The 13,402-nt window shown below is 63.6% G+C and carries 11 protein-coding genes; 7 read left to right on the forward strand and 4 right to left on the reverse strand.

The features are described 5' to 3' along the window. Positions 1-264 precede the first annotated feature (264 nt). The 4 genes from KJS47_RS17620 to KJS47_RS17635 form a co-directional block, all read right to left on the reverse strand. Complete coding sequence (locus KJS47_RS17620) at positions 265-702, reverse strand: DUF350 domain-containing protein (RefSeq protein WP_213526391.1); 438 nt, start codon at positions 700-702, stop codon at positions 265-267. Positions 703-803: 101 nt separating this feature from the next. Next, positions 804-2,066, reverse strand: a complete 1,263-nt coding sequence (locus KJS47_RS17625; protein ID WP_249716513.1) for a glutathionylspermidine synthase family protein — start codon at positions 2,064-2,066, stop codon at positions 804-806. A 37-nt stretch (positions 2,067-2,103) separates the two neighbouring features. Beyond that, on the reverse strand, positions 2,104-2,535 hold the full coding sequence (locus KJS47_RS17630; RefSeq protein WP_249716515.1) for a hypothetical protein: 432 nt from the start codon (positions 2,533-2,535) through the stop codon (positions 2,104-2,106). Continuing rightward, the gene (locus tag KJS47_RS17635) at positions 2,525-2,989 is read right to left on the reverse strand and encodes a hypothetical protein (RefSeq protein WP_213526392.1); all 465 of its coding nucleotides are present in this window, start codon (positions 2,987-2,989) and stop codon (positions 2,525-2,527) included. Before KJS47_RS17635 ends, KJS47_RS17630 begins: the two co-directional genes overlap by 11 nt. Positions 2,990-3,196: 207 nt before the next feature. Between KJS47_RS17635 and KJS47_RS17640 the strand changes: the two genes are divergently transcribed. The 7 genes from KJS47_RS17640 (at position 3,197) to KJS47_RS17670 (ending at position 13,206) form a co-directional block, all read left to right on the forward strand. Beyond that, positions 3,197-3,703 carry a GNAT family N-acetyltransferase gene (locus KJS47_RS17640; protein ID WP_249716517.1) on the forward strand — a complete coding sequence of 169 codons (507 nt, stop codon included), beginning with the start codon at positions 3,197-3,199 and terminating at the stop codon, positions 3,701-3,703. A gap of 267 nt (positions 3,704-3,970) precedes the next feature. Next, positions 3,971-5,560 carry an SWIM zinc finger family protein gene (locus tag KJS47_RS17645; RefSeq protein ID WP_213526393.1) on the forward strand — a complete coding sequence of 530 codons (1,590 nt, stop codon included), beginning with the start codon at positions 3,971-3,973 and terminating at the stop codon, positions 5,558-5,560. After that, positions 5,557-8,451, forward strand: coding sequence for a DEAD/DEAH box helicase (locus KJS47_RS17650; protein WP_213526706.1), 2,895 nt, complete (start codon positions 5,557-5,559; stop codon positions 8,449-8,451). Before KJS47_RS17645 ends, KJS47_RS17650 begins: the two co-directional genes overlap by 4 nt. Positions 8,452-8,705: 254 nt before the next feature. Continuing rightward, positions 8,706-9,047, forward strand: coding sequence for a DUF3243 domain-containing protein (locus KJS47_RS17655; protein WP_213526394.1), 342 nt, complete (start codon positions 8,706-8,708; stop codon positions 9,045-9,047). Positions 9,048-9,166: 119 nt separating this feature from the next. Continuing rightward, positions 9,167-10,132 carry a YihY/virulence factor BrkB family protein gene (locus KJS47_RS17660; RefSeq protein ID WP_213526395.1) on the forward strand — a complete coding sequence of 322 codons (966 nt, stop codon included), beginning with the start codon at positions 9,167-9,169 and terminating at the stop codon, positions 10,130-10,132. Positions 10,133-10,275: 143 nt separating this feature from the next. Next, entirely contained in the window at positions 10,276-10,947 is a 672-nt protein-coding gene (locus tag KJS47_RS17665; protein WP_213526396.1) for a hypothetical protein, read from the forward strand. A gap of 108 nt (positions 10,948-11,055) precedes the next feature. Continuing rightward, complete coding sequence (locus tag KJS47_RS17670) at positions 11,056-13,206, forward strand: transglycosylase domain-containing protein (RefSeq protein ID WP_213526397.1); 2,151 nt, start codon at positions 11,056-11,058, stop codon at positions 13,204-13,206. Positions 13,207-13,402 lie beyond the last annotated feature (196 nt).

Raw genomic sequence — 13,402 nt, forward strand, 5'->3', positions numbered from 1 at the left:
CCGGCCTATGTAACGAGTGGGTTCCCTTATCGAGTGGTGCCGCTCCCTCCTTCCGATTCCGAGAATAGCCCCTTCTTTTATATGCGCTACATTTCGCCGATTTGCCAGTTTGCGCGGGCGGACGCCCTGTTTTTGTTGCCGCTCGTCCAGCCCGGATCGCAAAAAAAGCTTCCCCGGAACACCCGTCTATAGGCGGGACTCCGGAGAAGCTTTTTTTGGTATGTTGCCATCATCTGCCGAAGGCCGGCTCCAGCGCACTGCTCCTTAGTAGCTGATCAGCGCCGCCATGAGCAGGCCCGACGCCAGGCTCACCCGGGACGTGAAGATACCGACGGAGACGTTCCCCTTCGGAATCTCCTTGACGACGCTGAACGGGGTTACCCATTCGAAGATATAGAAGATCAGCACTTGGAATACAATGCCGAGGACGCCCCACAGCAGCAGATCCCCGATGCCGAGCGAGTGATAGACCGCGGACGCCAGCACGAGCGCATGCCCGATCATTTTGCCTCCGAGGTCGTGAGCCGCCGCCTTGGCCGCGTTGAGCTTGGCCGGGTCGCTGGTTACGGTCGCTTCCTTGATCAGCTTGTATTCGTTGTACGGCGTGGTAAGCATGAAGACGAACATGCCGAGCGCAAGCATCGGCACGGTCACGCCGAGATACAGCAGGAAATTCATAATTGCATCCCATTGGGTCAGCATATGGGGTGGCCTCCTCTATCGCCATAAAATAACTGCTTGCTTGTTGCCCTTAAACCGCCTCTTCCTGCAGGACGGCGTGCAGGCGCGCCGCCCCCTCGCGGTCATGGCTTGATTGCCACGGGAAGATAATAGGACAGATTCCCGGTAATACGTCCGCCGACGCGGGCAAGAATGGCCGACGGGACGCCGCCGATGCAGAAGGTGCCGAGCAACAGATGGCCGGAGTAGCGCCCCTGCAGCGTCTCGACCTCGGTCTCGGGCAGCTCGGCCAGCTGCTGGTACACCATCGGCTGATCCCAGTAGAGCGGCTCCTCGTCCCTCGCGAGCACCTCGCCCGCGGGCCCGATCAACGTGACGCCTCCACCCTCGCGCCCCCATACCGGCTTGCGGACGTAGGCGCGTCCGGTTCCCTCGAAGCGGTTCTCCAGATAGGTCGGCAGCATGTAACGGGCGATCGCCTCGTGCTCCTCCTCCGTGAAGAACTCTCCCTCCTCGTGCAGCGTCCAGATGAGCGCCTGCATCGCCTTGGTTTGGGCGAGGAATGCTTCCGGCGGATTAAGCACCGCGACGCGGCCGTCCGCGATCAGCTCCAGCACATGCTCGCCGGTCGGGTATCCGTCGGTGTCCCGGTCCTCGGCGAGCTTCTCGAGAGCATGCAGCCGGTACAGCAGGCCGACGGGCCGGTGCTCTCCCTGCTCCAGTACATGCAGCCGATCCTCGTATACCCGCAGCGCCTCGAGCGGAGCGAAGGATCCGCTGAGGCCGGATTGGGCGAGCAGATACCGGGTCGTCCCCACGTCCTCCTCGTGCCAGCCGAGCGCACTGAAGATGATCTCGCCGTCCGGCAGCCCCTGCTCGGCATACAGCGCGGCCGCCGCTCCGAACGCCTCCCGGAAGTGGCGGCTCATTCCCTCGTTCGGGTCGGTGAGCCCGTCATGCCGGCAGATGCGGCCATTCACATGATACGCCTCGACGATCCCCGTCGGCGTGTCGCTGTTGAATTCGAGCATCCTGACCCCGTCCGCCGTCAGCGCAAAGTCGAAGCGCCCCACAACGGTAGGAATGCCGCGCCCGCCCAGCACGGACAGGCGAACGGCCCGCCAGGCGGCGCGCGGGACGCCCAGCTCCCCGAGCAGCTCCTCCGGCGCTTGCCGCACGACGGCGATTGCCCTGGCGTAGATCCGGCTCAGCCGCTCGGCCGCCGTCCGCAGCTCGGCGACGGTCTCTTCGGCCAGCGGATAGACATCCGCCAGCGCGTATTCCTGCCCGTACATGCAATCCCAGGTGAAAACTCCTTCCGCGCGAAGCGGCCCATACAGCGCTTCTCTCCTGCGGGCATAGGACGAATTCTCTTCCTTCCTCAATGGTCTTCCTCCCCTCCCCAAGCCGCTTGCGGGGCCGTCAGCTGCTGCTCGAGCCGCTCGAACTGCCGATGCCGCCTTTGGAACCCGTACTGATGCCGTTCGAGGAGCTCGCCTTGACGCTGCTGGACGAGGAGCTTCTGCCGCCGCGGTAGTACATCGTGCCTCCCGAGGAGGTCCCGTAATAGCCGCCGACCGCGCTGCCGTCGTCATCGCAGTAGCCGTCGTTGTTGTTGTCGTAGCACTCCTCGCTGCCCGAGCAGGCCGCAGTGCCGCCGACGGTCAGTGCCGCCGTCAGGAACAGGGCGACCAATCTGGTCGTCCGGCCTGTGCGTTTGACCGTCTCTCCGGCGGCTCCCCGGTGTGCCTGCGGGCGGATTCCTCCGGCAGCCTGGTCCGCCGGGTCCCCCGTTTGCCGCTGCTCCGCGTCCCCTGTCTCTAACGGAATCTCGTTTGTCTGTCTAGCTTCCATAGCCGGGGTTCGCCTCCTTCACGTAATACACGTAGACCTTGCGGTCTTCGTCCACCTCCGCGGACGTCTTCTCCCATTCCTTGCCCTCAAAATAGAGGAAATCGCTGAACAGCCGGAGGAGCGCCTCCTCCTTCGTCTCATAATGCAGGTACTGGAGAACGGGATAGCGGTCCGTCCCTTCCAAATACTCCCGCACCTCGATGCGGATGCCCCGCCAATCCGGCTTGTGTACCGGTTCGGTGTTCAGCGCCCGCTCTTCCTCCGCCTCCCGGACATACAGCACATACGTGTCCGCCTCGGCGGCGAACGACGTCGTCTCGTAAACGATCCCCTCTTTCACAAAATAGTCGCAGGTGCCGCGCAGCGCAATTTCCAGCTGATCGATCGGATCGTAATAATACAGCACTGGGAACGGCTCCCGGTCGGCATATCGTCTATATTCCAGCCGCTTCATGCCGGTTCTCTCCTCCCTCTGCCGGTGAATACGCATGTTATACGGGCGAACATCCCCAAAGGTTGCTCGGTTTGTCATTTTTTTGCGTTCCTGTTTTCGCCTGGGCGGGAATGTCCCCAGCCAAGTATAATGGAGAGAACCGGGACGGAAACAGGGCAAATGCCCCATCCGCCCCTCACCGCCCGAATATGCCTAAGGAGGAAGCCAATGCCGTCGCCTGAATTCGTTATCAAGCCCATGAGCGAAGAAGACGCCCGGGCCATCTGCACCTGGCGCTACGAGCCTCCCTACGACCTTTACAATTGGAGTCCATGGGAGGAGCTCCTGCGCCGGGAGGAAGAGTTCGCCGACCCCGCCATCCGGGAAGCCCAATACCGCTCGGTTCGGGCCGAAGGAGTGCTGTGCGGCTTCGTGCAGTATTTTCCCATGTCCGGCAATACCCGGATCGGCCTCGGTCTTCACCCTGATTGGCGGGGAAAAGGGTATGGGGCCGCCTTCGTCCGCGCGCTGGCAGAGGAAGCCGCCCGGCTCCAGCCCGCGCATTCGATCGACCTGGAGGTGCTCGTGTGGAACGAACGGGCCCGGGCCGTGTATGAGCGGGCCGGCTTTGCGGTTACCGACCGGTATGTCCGCAGCACGCCCACCGGCCCGGCCGAGTTTTATTGCATGGTGTATGCCGGGAGCCCGGAGGACCGGCGCGAGACGCGAGGTTAAGAGAGCAAACCTTCGGGAAATCTGATATGATTAAGGGTAACGATTTTTGCCACCGGCCGCTCATTCGGACCGCGCTAGCCGGTCCTCCCGGCCGATGCGGCCCGGGTCCCGTGTCCCGCCGGCAGGCGGTGCGCCGTGCCCGGGCTCTCGGTGTCCGGGTTTGCATGAGAAGAGAGCGCCGTTCCGGCCCTGCCGGAATCGGCAGGCAGAGGACGGCTGCCGCGCAGAACCGGGCTTTCTCACCCGTCTACTGGAGGTATTCGCATCATGTTGAAGGTCAAAATTCCCAAAAACCGAATGACCATGCTCGTGGAAGAGCTGCAGACCCGCTTCGAGCCCGAGACGGCGGAACGCGGGTGGGAGCTGTTCCACAAGGGAATGGTGCGTGATTTTGGCCTGAAGCAAGGGCTCTATCTGCACGCCCGGGTGCTCGGCAAGACGCCCGGCGAAGTGGAAGTGAATCTCGATCAGTTCTCCAAAAGCGAGTGCAGCTGCGCCGCGGACGGGTATTGCGCCCATATGGCGGCCGCCATCTTCCAGGCGTATACGGCCCACGGCCGGCCCGAGCTGCTGCTCATCCAGATCAAGCACCGGCAGCTGACCCGCACTCGCAACCAGCGGCAGCAGGAGAAGCCGGCGCGCGAGGCTGCCGGCCCTGCCCTGCCGATACCGGACATGCCGCCGTCCGGCTGGCACAAGCTGTTCGAGCAGCGGTTCTTCGGCTATACGTTGGACCACCACCGGACGGTGGATACGTTCCAGGAAGCCGCCTGGGCGATGCTGCTTCCGCTTGCCGCCCAGTGGGAGCCCGGCCTGCGTAGCCTGTACGGACTCCATGTCGGCTTGTTCGTGCTGCGGCGGCTGGACGAGTTCCATGCCGTCCACCAAACCGCCTACCTGTCGTCGTACCACGAGGCCGGCAGCCGATCCGCGGCGGACCACTGCCTGCGCAGGCTGGCGGAGTTTGCGGCCAAGGGCGATGGGCCTCGCCTCCGGCGCGCCTACCCCGGCCACTGGGACGAGACCGTCCGCCTTGTCCGAGATTGGGCGCTGCGCGGCAAGCCCGGCCCCGCCCCCTGGGTCGACGCCTACCGCATGCTCTGGAGCCGGCTGTTCGGCAGCCCGGAGGCCATTGTAACGGAGCGCCGCCAGCTGGAGCTCCGGCTCAAGCAAGCTGGGCTTACTCCCCGGCAGCGCGACGTGCTGCTCCACGCCCTCGCCTCCTTCGAGGCGGCGGAGGGCAGAGGAGAGGAGGCGCGCCGGCTGCTAGACGGCTTGCAGACGCCCCGGTTCACCGATTTTGCCTTCTTGCTCGAGGAAAGCAAAGCGGCTGGAGACTGGGGCGAGTTGCTCGCCTGGCTGCGCTGGCTGCAGCCCCACCTCTCCCGCTGGAAGCAGGACGAGTTCCACGCGTACTGCAGCTACTGGATGGACGCCGTCCAGCATCTGGACGACGACGAGGAATGGCTCGCGGTCATGCGGGGCATGCTGCCCCGCAGCTACGCCTACTACTCCGCCTACTTGATGAAGACCCGGCGGTACCGCGCCTGGATCGATCTGCAGCTGGCGCACGGGGTGCAGCCGCACGCCCTCCCTTCCGCCGAGCTCAAGGCGGTGGAAGCGGCCGCTCCCGAGCTTCTGCTGCCGCTGTATCACCATGCCGTCGAACGGACCATTCTGGAGAAGACGAGAACCTCCTACAAGCAGGCCGTCCGGCAGCTCAAATCGCTCTATACGCTGTACGGCAGACTCGGGCAGACCGGGCGCTGGGAGGCGTATCTCCGCCTCCTGTCCCAGCAGTACGCCCGGCTGCGGGCCTTCCAGGAAGAGCTGAAGAAAGGACCTTGGCCGTCATGATTCCTTCTCTCGCATTGTCGCTTCATGCCGTCTGGCATCCGTCGGGCGCTCTGTTCGTAAGAGGCGAGCGCGCCTCCGGAGCAGCAGTCGATCCACTGGAGCTGAAGCATCTGCTGTTCGCCTGGCACACTCCCTCGTTCTATGGAACGTTCCTGGAGACCGTCCAATGGCAGCATACCGAAGGCATCCTCATCCCGCCCGGCACGATGCTGGAGCTGCTGTGCGGCGAGCCTCTCCAGCATTTGAAGCTGACCTGGGCGGACGCTCTGGCGGGCCTCCGGAAGGCCGCCCCCTGGGTCAAGGAAGCGCTCGACGCGGGACGGTTCCAGCCGGATTTCCTCAAATGGAAGGCCGGGGAAATCGGCTGGACGCTGGCGCTCGCGCCCGAAGCCCCCGCTTCAGGTACGCCGCTCTACCGTGCGTGGATCGACGCTCTCACCGCCGAGCGGGTGCATGACGAGCCTGAGCTCGCGCAAGCGCTCCGGCGGCTCGAGGAGACGCTGCCCGCCCTGCGCGGCACCACGCACCAGGCGGACATGTGGCGAGACGAAGACGATTGGCTGATCGCAATCGGCTGGAAGCACGATCCGCGTCCGTTCCGCACCTGCCTCCAGCTCCTCGAGCCCGAGGGCGGGCTCGGCTGGCGCCTGCAGGTGCTGCTGCAGGACCGCCGCGACCCGGCGGTCGTCGTTCCGGTCAATGCCCGCAAGGAGCCGCTCAGCGCGTCAGCCGCGCTGCCGGACGGCTGGGGGGACGAGCTGCCGCGCGCAGCGGGGGACGTGCAGCAATGGCTGCACCTAGTCCCGCTGCTGCGCGAGGACGGCGACCCCAGCCGGCTGCGGCAGACGCTCACCACCGACGAGGCGTGGGAATTCCTCGCGCACGGCAGCCTGCGGCTGGCCGAGGCCGGCTTCCGGCTGTTCCTGCCGTCCTGGTGGGAGCGGGCGAGACGGCGGAAGCCGCGGCTCAAGGCCCGGCTGCGCTCCTCCGTCGGCAGCGGCGCCGACTCGCTGTTCGGGCTCGGCCAGATCCTCCAGTTCGACTGGCGCCTCGCCATCGGCGACACGGAGCTGACCGAGGAGGAGTTCCGCGAGCTGCTCGACAAGAAGCACCGGCTCGTCCAGTTCCGCGGCAACTGGGTTCAGGTCGACCCGGAACAGCTCAAACAGATCCAGCGTCTCTTGAGCGAGGCCGAGCGCAAGAACGGCATGACCTTCCGGGACGTTCTAGAGCTGCAGCTCAGAAGCGAGCATGCCGGCGAGAACGAGACCGGCGAGCGGGAAGAGCCATTCGGTGAAGAAGGCTTCCTCGACGAAGACAGCTACGAGGAGGAGCTGCGCATCGAGCTTGAGCTGAACGAGCATCTGCAGGCGTTCTTCTCCCAGCTCGAACGGCACGCTGCCATTCCCCAGACTCCGCCTCCCGGGAGCTTCCACGGCTCTCTCCGGCCCTACCAGCAGGAGGGCGTGTCCTGGCTCTTGTTCCTGCGGCGCTTCGGCCTGGGCGGCTGTCTCGCGGACGACATGGGCCTCGGCAAGACGATCCAGTGGATTACCTACCTGCTCTCCGTCAAAGAAAACGAGCGGCAGGCCGGTCCATCCCTGCTTATCTGCCCGACGTCCGTGCTCGGCAACTGGCAGAAAGAGCTGCAGCGGTTCGCCCCCAGCCTCGCAGTCAAGCTGCACTACGGCCCCCAGCGCGAGAAAGGGGATTCGTTCCAGGAATGGGCGCAGGATGCCGATCTCGTACTGACCTCATACACGCTTGCCCAGCTGGACGAGGAGGAGCTGAAATCGGTCGTCTGGAGCTCCATTTGCCTGGACGAAGCGCAGCATATCAAGAACGCCTACACGAAACAGGCCGGCGCCATCCGGAGACTGGCGGGCAGCCATCGGATCGCCATGACCGGCACGCCACTCGAAAACCGGCTCACCGAGCTGTGGTCGATCTTCGACTTCCTGAATCCCGGCTATCTCGGCTCGCTCCGCGAGTTCGCCGCCCGCTTCGTCGCGCCGATCGAGCGCTCGAACGACCCGGAGGCGCTCCGGGCGGTTCAGCGGCTCGTCCGCCCTTTCCTGCTGCGCCGGGTCAAGAAGGACCCATCCATCATGCTGGACCTGCCGGACAAGGATGAAGCCAAGGCGTTCGTCTCGCTCACCGCCGAGCAGGCCACCCTGTACGAGAACCAGATCCGTGACCTGTTCGGACGGCTGGAGACCATGTCCGCCATGGAGAGACGGGGCCAGATTCTGGCATCGCTCACGCGGCTGAAGCAGATCTGCAACCATCCGGCTCTCTATCTGAAGGAAGGCGCGGACGCACCGTGGGAGAACCGCTCCAACAAGGTCGACCGGATCGTCGAGATGACCAAGGAGCTGCGGCAGGAAGGCGACCGGTGCCTCATCTTCACCCAATTCGTCGAGAGTGGCCGGCTGCTGAAGGCGGTGCTCGAGGAACAGCTCGGCGAGGAGGTGCCGTTCCTGCACGGCGGCACGCCCCGCGCGACGCGCGAGGAGATGATCGCCCGCTTCCAGAACGAGGAGCTGCCGGACGGCGAGCGGTTCGGGGTGTTCCTGCTCTCGCTTAAGGCCGGCGGCACGGGCCTCAATCTCACGGCCGCAAGCCATGTATTCCACTTCGACCGCTGGTGGAACCCGGCCGTGGAGAACCAGGCGACGGACCGCGCCTACCGGATCGGCCAGACCAGGCATGTTCAGGTCCATAAGTTCGTCACGCTCGGCACGCTCGAGGAGCGGATCGACGAGATGATCGAGCGCAAGCAGGGGCTCAGCACCCAGATTGTCGGCGGCGGCGAGCAGTGGATCACCGAGCTGTCCACCGACGAGCTGCGGGAGCTGTTCCGGCTCCGCCACGATTGGGTGGAGACCTAGTCCGATGGCGTGCCCACTCTGGGTACTGCCACCCTTTCTCTACCTCGTTCCCCCGCCCGCGTCCCAGAGGACGCGGGTTTTTGCGTTCTCCCACCCGCGTCATCGGTTCTCCTACCCGCCTCCCGAAGACGCTGTTTCTTGGTTCCGATGAGGAAGCAGACGGCGTCCCCGGACGGTGGCAGGGCTTGATTCAAGATGGGGGGAGCGGGTAAGTACCTTCTGTCAAGACAAATCCTGAAGGAGGCTTACCCCCCATGAAAGACGAGAGACACGTCATCGATAAAAACGGATCACTGGACACGGACCGTGTGGAGGAAGTAATCGAGCGCATGGACGCCGGCCGGAAGGAGCAAACCCTCAGCGATTTTGACGGCTTCAAGCAATATTTGCATAAACGGATGGAAATGGCCGAGAACATCGGCTTAAACGAAGAGCAGCTTGCCAAAGCGGCCGAGAAGGTGGCCGACTATTTGGCCAAGAACGAAGCGCCCCGCAACCCCGAGGAGCGTCTGCTCCAGGAGCTGTGGAAGGTTGGCGAGCAGGACGAGCGCCACAAGCTGGCTCATATGCTGGTCCGCCTGGCCCAGAAGGGATAATCTTCTGCGAAGAAGACCCCTGACCGCCCGGCCGGAATCGGCCATACCCCGCATCCTCCTCCCTCGACGGGGATGGAGGATGTTTTCGTATCTCTACGCTCAAGAAGGGAGTGATCTAAATGAAGAGCAAATGGTGGTCCTTCGCCCAGAATCTCTACTGCCGGTTCCAGGACGACGAGGTGCCGGCCATGGGCGCCATGCTGACCTATTACCTGATCCTGTCGATCTTTCCGTTCTTGATCTTCCTTGTGTCGCTGGTCGGCTTCGTCTCCATGGACGCCGACAGCTTCGTCCATACGCTGACCGCTTATCTGCCTCAGTCGTCGGCGGAGACGGTGACCAAATTCGTCGCCCAGATCCAAGAGGACAAGAGCCGGACGCTGCTGTCGATCGGGATGATCGCGACCATCTGGTCGGCTTCGAGCGGCATTATGGCGCTGATCAAATCGCTGAACAAAGCCTACGACGAGGAAGAAACGCGCCCGTTCTGGAAGGTGCGGGGCGTATCGATTCTCGCCACCCTGGCACTCGCCCTCGTCATTCTTTCCAGCTTTGGCATGCTCGTTTTCGGCCAGGTCATCGGCGAGAAGGTATTCGCCCTCTTCCCGATTCCCGGCGTGTTCGAGCAGCTGTGGAACGTGCTGCAGTTCGTCCTGCCGCTCCTCGTCATCCTCGGCGTCTTCCTGCTCCTCTACCGGTATGCGCCGAACCTGCATTTGCGGTTCAAGGAGGTGCTGCCGGGTGCCCTGTTCGCGACCGTAAGCTGGGCTGTCTTTTCGATCGGCTTCTCATTCTACGTGAACAACTTCGGCAACTATACGAAGACTTACGGCAGCATCGGCGGCATTATTGTCTTCCTCACCTGGCTCTACCTGAGCAGTACGATCATCGTGCTCGGAGGCGAGATCAATGCCACGCTGGCATTCGACCGCTCCGGCAAGCAAAGGGCAGTATGCAAGAAGTTCGCGCTGCCGAATCTGCCGTTTCTGCATAACAAGCAGGATAACCAGCGCGAGATTGACCCGGACGATCCGCTGTCTGTTCTCGGACAGCGCAAGCGAGGCAAAGAAAAAGCTCATTCCTGATCAGATCTGTGGCGGGAACCTCTTCCATTGCCTTGCTGCCAACGTATCGCCCGAAGGAACCAAGTGATCCAGCTTGGTTTCATTCGGGCGGTTTCGGTGTATATGGGTATACAACGAAATCCGGATACTCGGGAGGATATTCCATGAAGACAAGCCTTGCTGCCGCTCTCCTCAGCGGCCTTCTTCTTGCTGCGGCGACTGCCGCCGCAGCCGCTCCCGCCGGGGACGGCGCCCGTCTGCCGGCGCGCATCGTCGCCGCTATTCCCGCGGAGGAAGCGCGTACGCTACCGGAGGGAACGCTGCTGTATGCCTCGGATCTGCTTACCGTCCACCAGCTTGACGGCGGCGAGCTGCTCCTGTCGCTCACGCTCCGCAGCCGGGAGCCGGTAGTCGGCACCTGGCATATGCAGCTGAATGACTACACCTTCAAGGCCGCGGGCGGTCCGCGGACAACGGTGCTGCTGAAGCAGCCGCCCGCCGGAGCGGACAAGCTCGCCGTCCGGTTCGTCCCGCTCGGCATGGGCCATCCGCCGGTCCGCTTCGAGCCGGTCCGGCTGGCCCGGGCGGTGCAGGCTCCGGGCGGAACGGAGCCGGCCAGCGGGCAGACGGCCGCTTCTCCGCCCGACCGGCTCCCGGCTCCGGCGCGCGCGGCGGACCTAAAACCGGCCGCCGCTGCGTATAGTGTAGAGGACGCTTCCTCCCGAACGGAGCCGGAGAAGGCTTCTCCCCGGCTGCCTGCTCTTCTGCTCGGCTTCCTGTTCGGGACGGAAGGCGTCTCTTCTTTTCTGCTGACCGGCCTGTATCGCCATTCCTAAGCGGAGCTTCTCTGCAGAAGGCGCGGCCCTTCCTAGCCGAACTACCTACATCCGTCTGCCCGCTTGACCCGGCAGACGGTCATTATACGTCCGAAGGAGTCACTCTGAATGGTAAAGCTTGTTGTTCGTCCCGCATCCTCTTCTCCGGATGCATCTCCCCCACCCGCCCCTCCCAAGCCGCCCGGACGTCCCCGCAGATGGGGCTGGCGGATTGCGGCAGGGGTTTTCCTGTTCTTGGCATTTGGCAGCGGAATCAGCGCGCTGGCCATTTCGCGGATGGACATCTCCCGCCTGGAAGCGCCCGCCCCCAAGTCTACCATGCTGTACGACCTGAACGGCCAGGAGGCCTCTCTGCTTTCCTCAGCCAAGATCGAGCCGGCGCCGCTTGCCGAGATGCCGGATTACCTCCTGAATGCCGTCGTCGCCACCGAGGACCGGCGGTTTTATGAGCATTCCGGTGTCGATCTCGTGTCGATCGGGCGCGCGCTCGTGCGGGACATCCGCTCGCAGCGGTTCGTCGAAGGCGGCAGCACCATTACCCAGCAGCTCGCCAAGAACCTGTTTTTGCCGACCGACAAAAAGCTGTCCCGCAAGCTCAAGGAGGCGGCCTATGCGATCAAGATCGATCTCAGCTACGACAAGTCCCATATTCTCGAGCTGTATCTGAACAACATCTATTACGGGGAAGGCCGCTGGGGGATTAAGGCGGCGGCACGGGAATATTTCAACAAAGAGGTCAAGGACCTCACGCTGGAGGAGGCGGCGCTGCTCGCCGGCCTGCCGAAGGCGCCCAGTGCCTACTCGCCCCGAAAAAACATGGAAAAAGCGTTGGAGCGCCGCAATCTCGTCCTGTCTCTCATGCGCGACCAGCAGTACATCTCGGAGCAGCAGTACGCCGCCGCCGCGGCCAAGCCGATCGTCCTGCAGGAGGGCAAGGTGAACGAGCTGAAGGACCGGTATCCTTCCTATGTCGATTACGTGGTGCGTGAGGCCGAGTCGCGTTATGGCATCACGGAGGACCAGCTGATGACCGGCGGTCTCCAAATTTACACCCAACTCGATCCGAAGGTGCAGCAGGCGGCCGAGGAAGTCTATCGGACCGACAGCCTTTTCCCTCCCAGCAAGCCCGATCAGCTGATCCAGAGCGGGGCAGCAATCGTCGACCCGGCGACGGGAGGCATCCGCGGGCTCGTCGGCAGCAGAGGCGATACGGTGTACCGGGGCTTCAACTTCGCCACGCAGCTTCGGCGGCAGCCCGGCTCCTCCTTTAAGCCGCTAGCGGTCTACGGGCCGGCTCTAGAAAAAGGTTATACCGCCTCCTCGGTGCTGTACGACGGCCCGCTCAACCTAAACGGCTACCAGCCGAGAGACTGGGACAACCAGACGCGCGGCCAGGTATCGCTCGAGGAGGCGGTGCGCAGCTCTTGGAACATCCCAGCCGTCTGGCTGCTTAACGAGATCGGCATCGATGCGGGAATCGGCTATGCCAAGCGGGCCGGCATTCCGCTGACGGAGAAGGACCGGGTGCTCAGCCTCGCGCTCGGCGGGCTGTCGGAGGGCGTCTCCCCGCTTCAAATGGCCTCCGCGTTCAGCGCCTTCCCGAATCTCGGTGCCCGCAAGGAGGCGCATGCCATCGTCAAGATCGTCACCTCCGACGGCCAACTGCTCGCCCAGGCGAGCGGTGAGATGACGAAGGTGACGGAACCGGTCCATGCCGCGGCCATGACCGAGCTGCTGCAGAACGCCGTCCGTTACGGAACCGGAAGCAATGCCGCCATGGACCGGCCGGTGGCGGGCAAAACCGGCACGACGCAGCTGCCGGATCTCCCGGAATTCAGCGGCATTGAAGGCAACGTCTCCAAAGACGCCTGGTTTGTCGGCTATACGCCTGAGCTCGCTGCCGCCGTCTGGATCGGCTACGAGCACACCGACCGGGACCATTACCTGACGACCTCCGGCTCCGCCATTCCCGCGGCGCTGTTCCGCGAGATCATGACGCGGGCGCTGGCCGGCGTCCCAGTTAAGCCCTTCCCCGCAGCACCTGGCGGGCAGGCCGTTGGCGCTCCCGGCGAATCCGGCAAGGCGAACGGCAAGGACTCCGGCAAGCGGGACAAGGACGACGAGAAGGAACAAAAAGAAAATGCCAAGGAGCAAGAAAAGGAGCTCAAAGAGAAGCAAAAAGAGGAAGAGAAGCAGCGGAAGGAGCAAGAAAAGCAGCAAAAGGAGCAGAACCGTGGCAAAAAGGACCGCGACGAATAAGACAACGACTGAGGCGCGGCTTTCCACTGGCTTCGCCCGCACGCCGCTTGCTTCCCCTCCCCTGGATTTTTCGAAAGAGCAGCCCTCTCAGGGAGGGCTGCTCTTTCCTTTCTCGGTCCAGCTTGTTTCACCGGACGGCGCCGGCGGGTAAAGAAAGGCATGGCAGCATTACCCTATAGGGAAAGAAGAAAAGAAG

Origin of the sequence: Paenibacillus sp. J31TS4, assembly GCF_018403265.1 — a bacterium.
Classification (GTDB): domain Bacteria; phylum Bacillota; class Bacilli; order Paenibacillales; family NBRC-103111; genus J31TS4.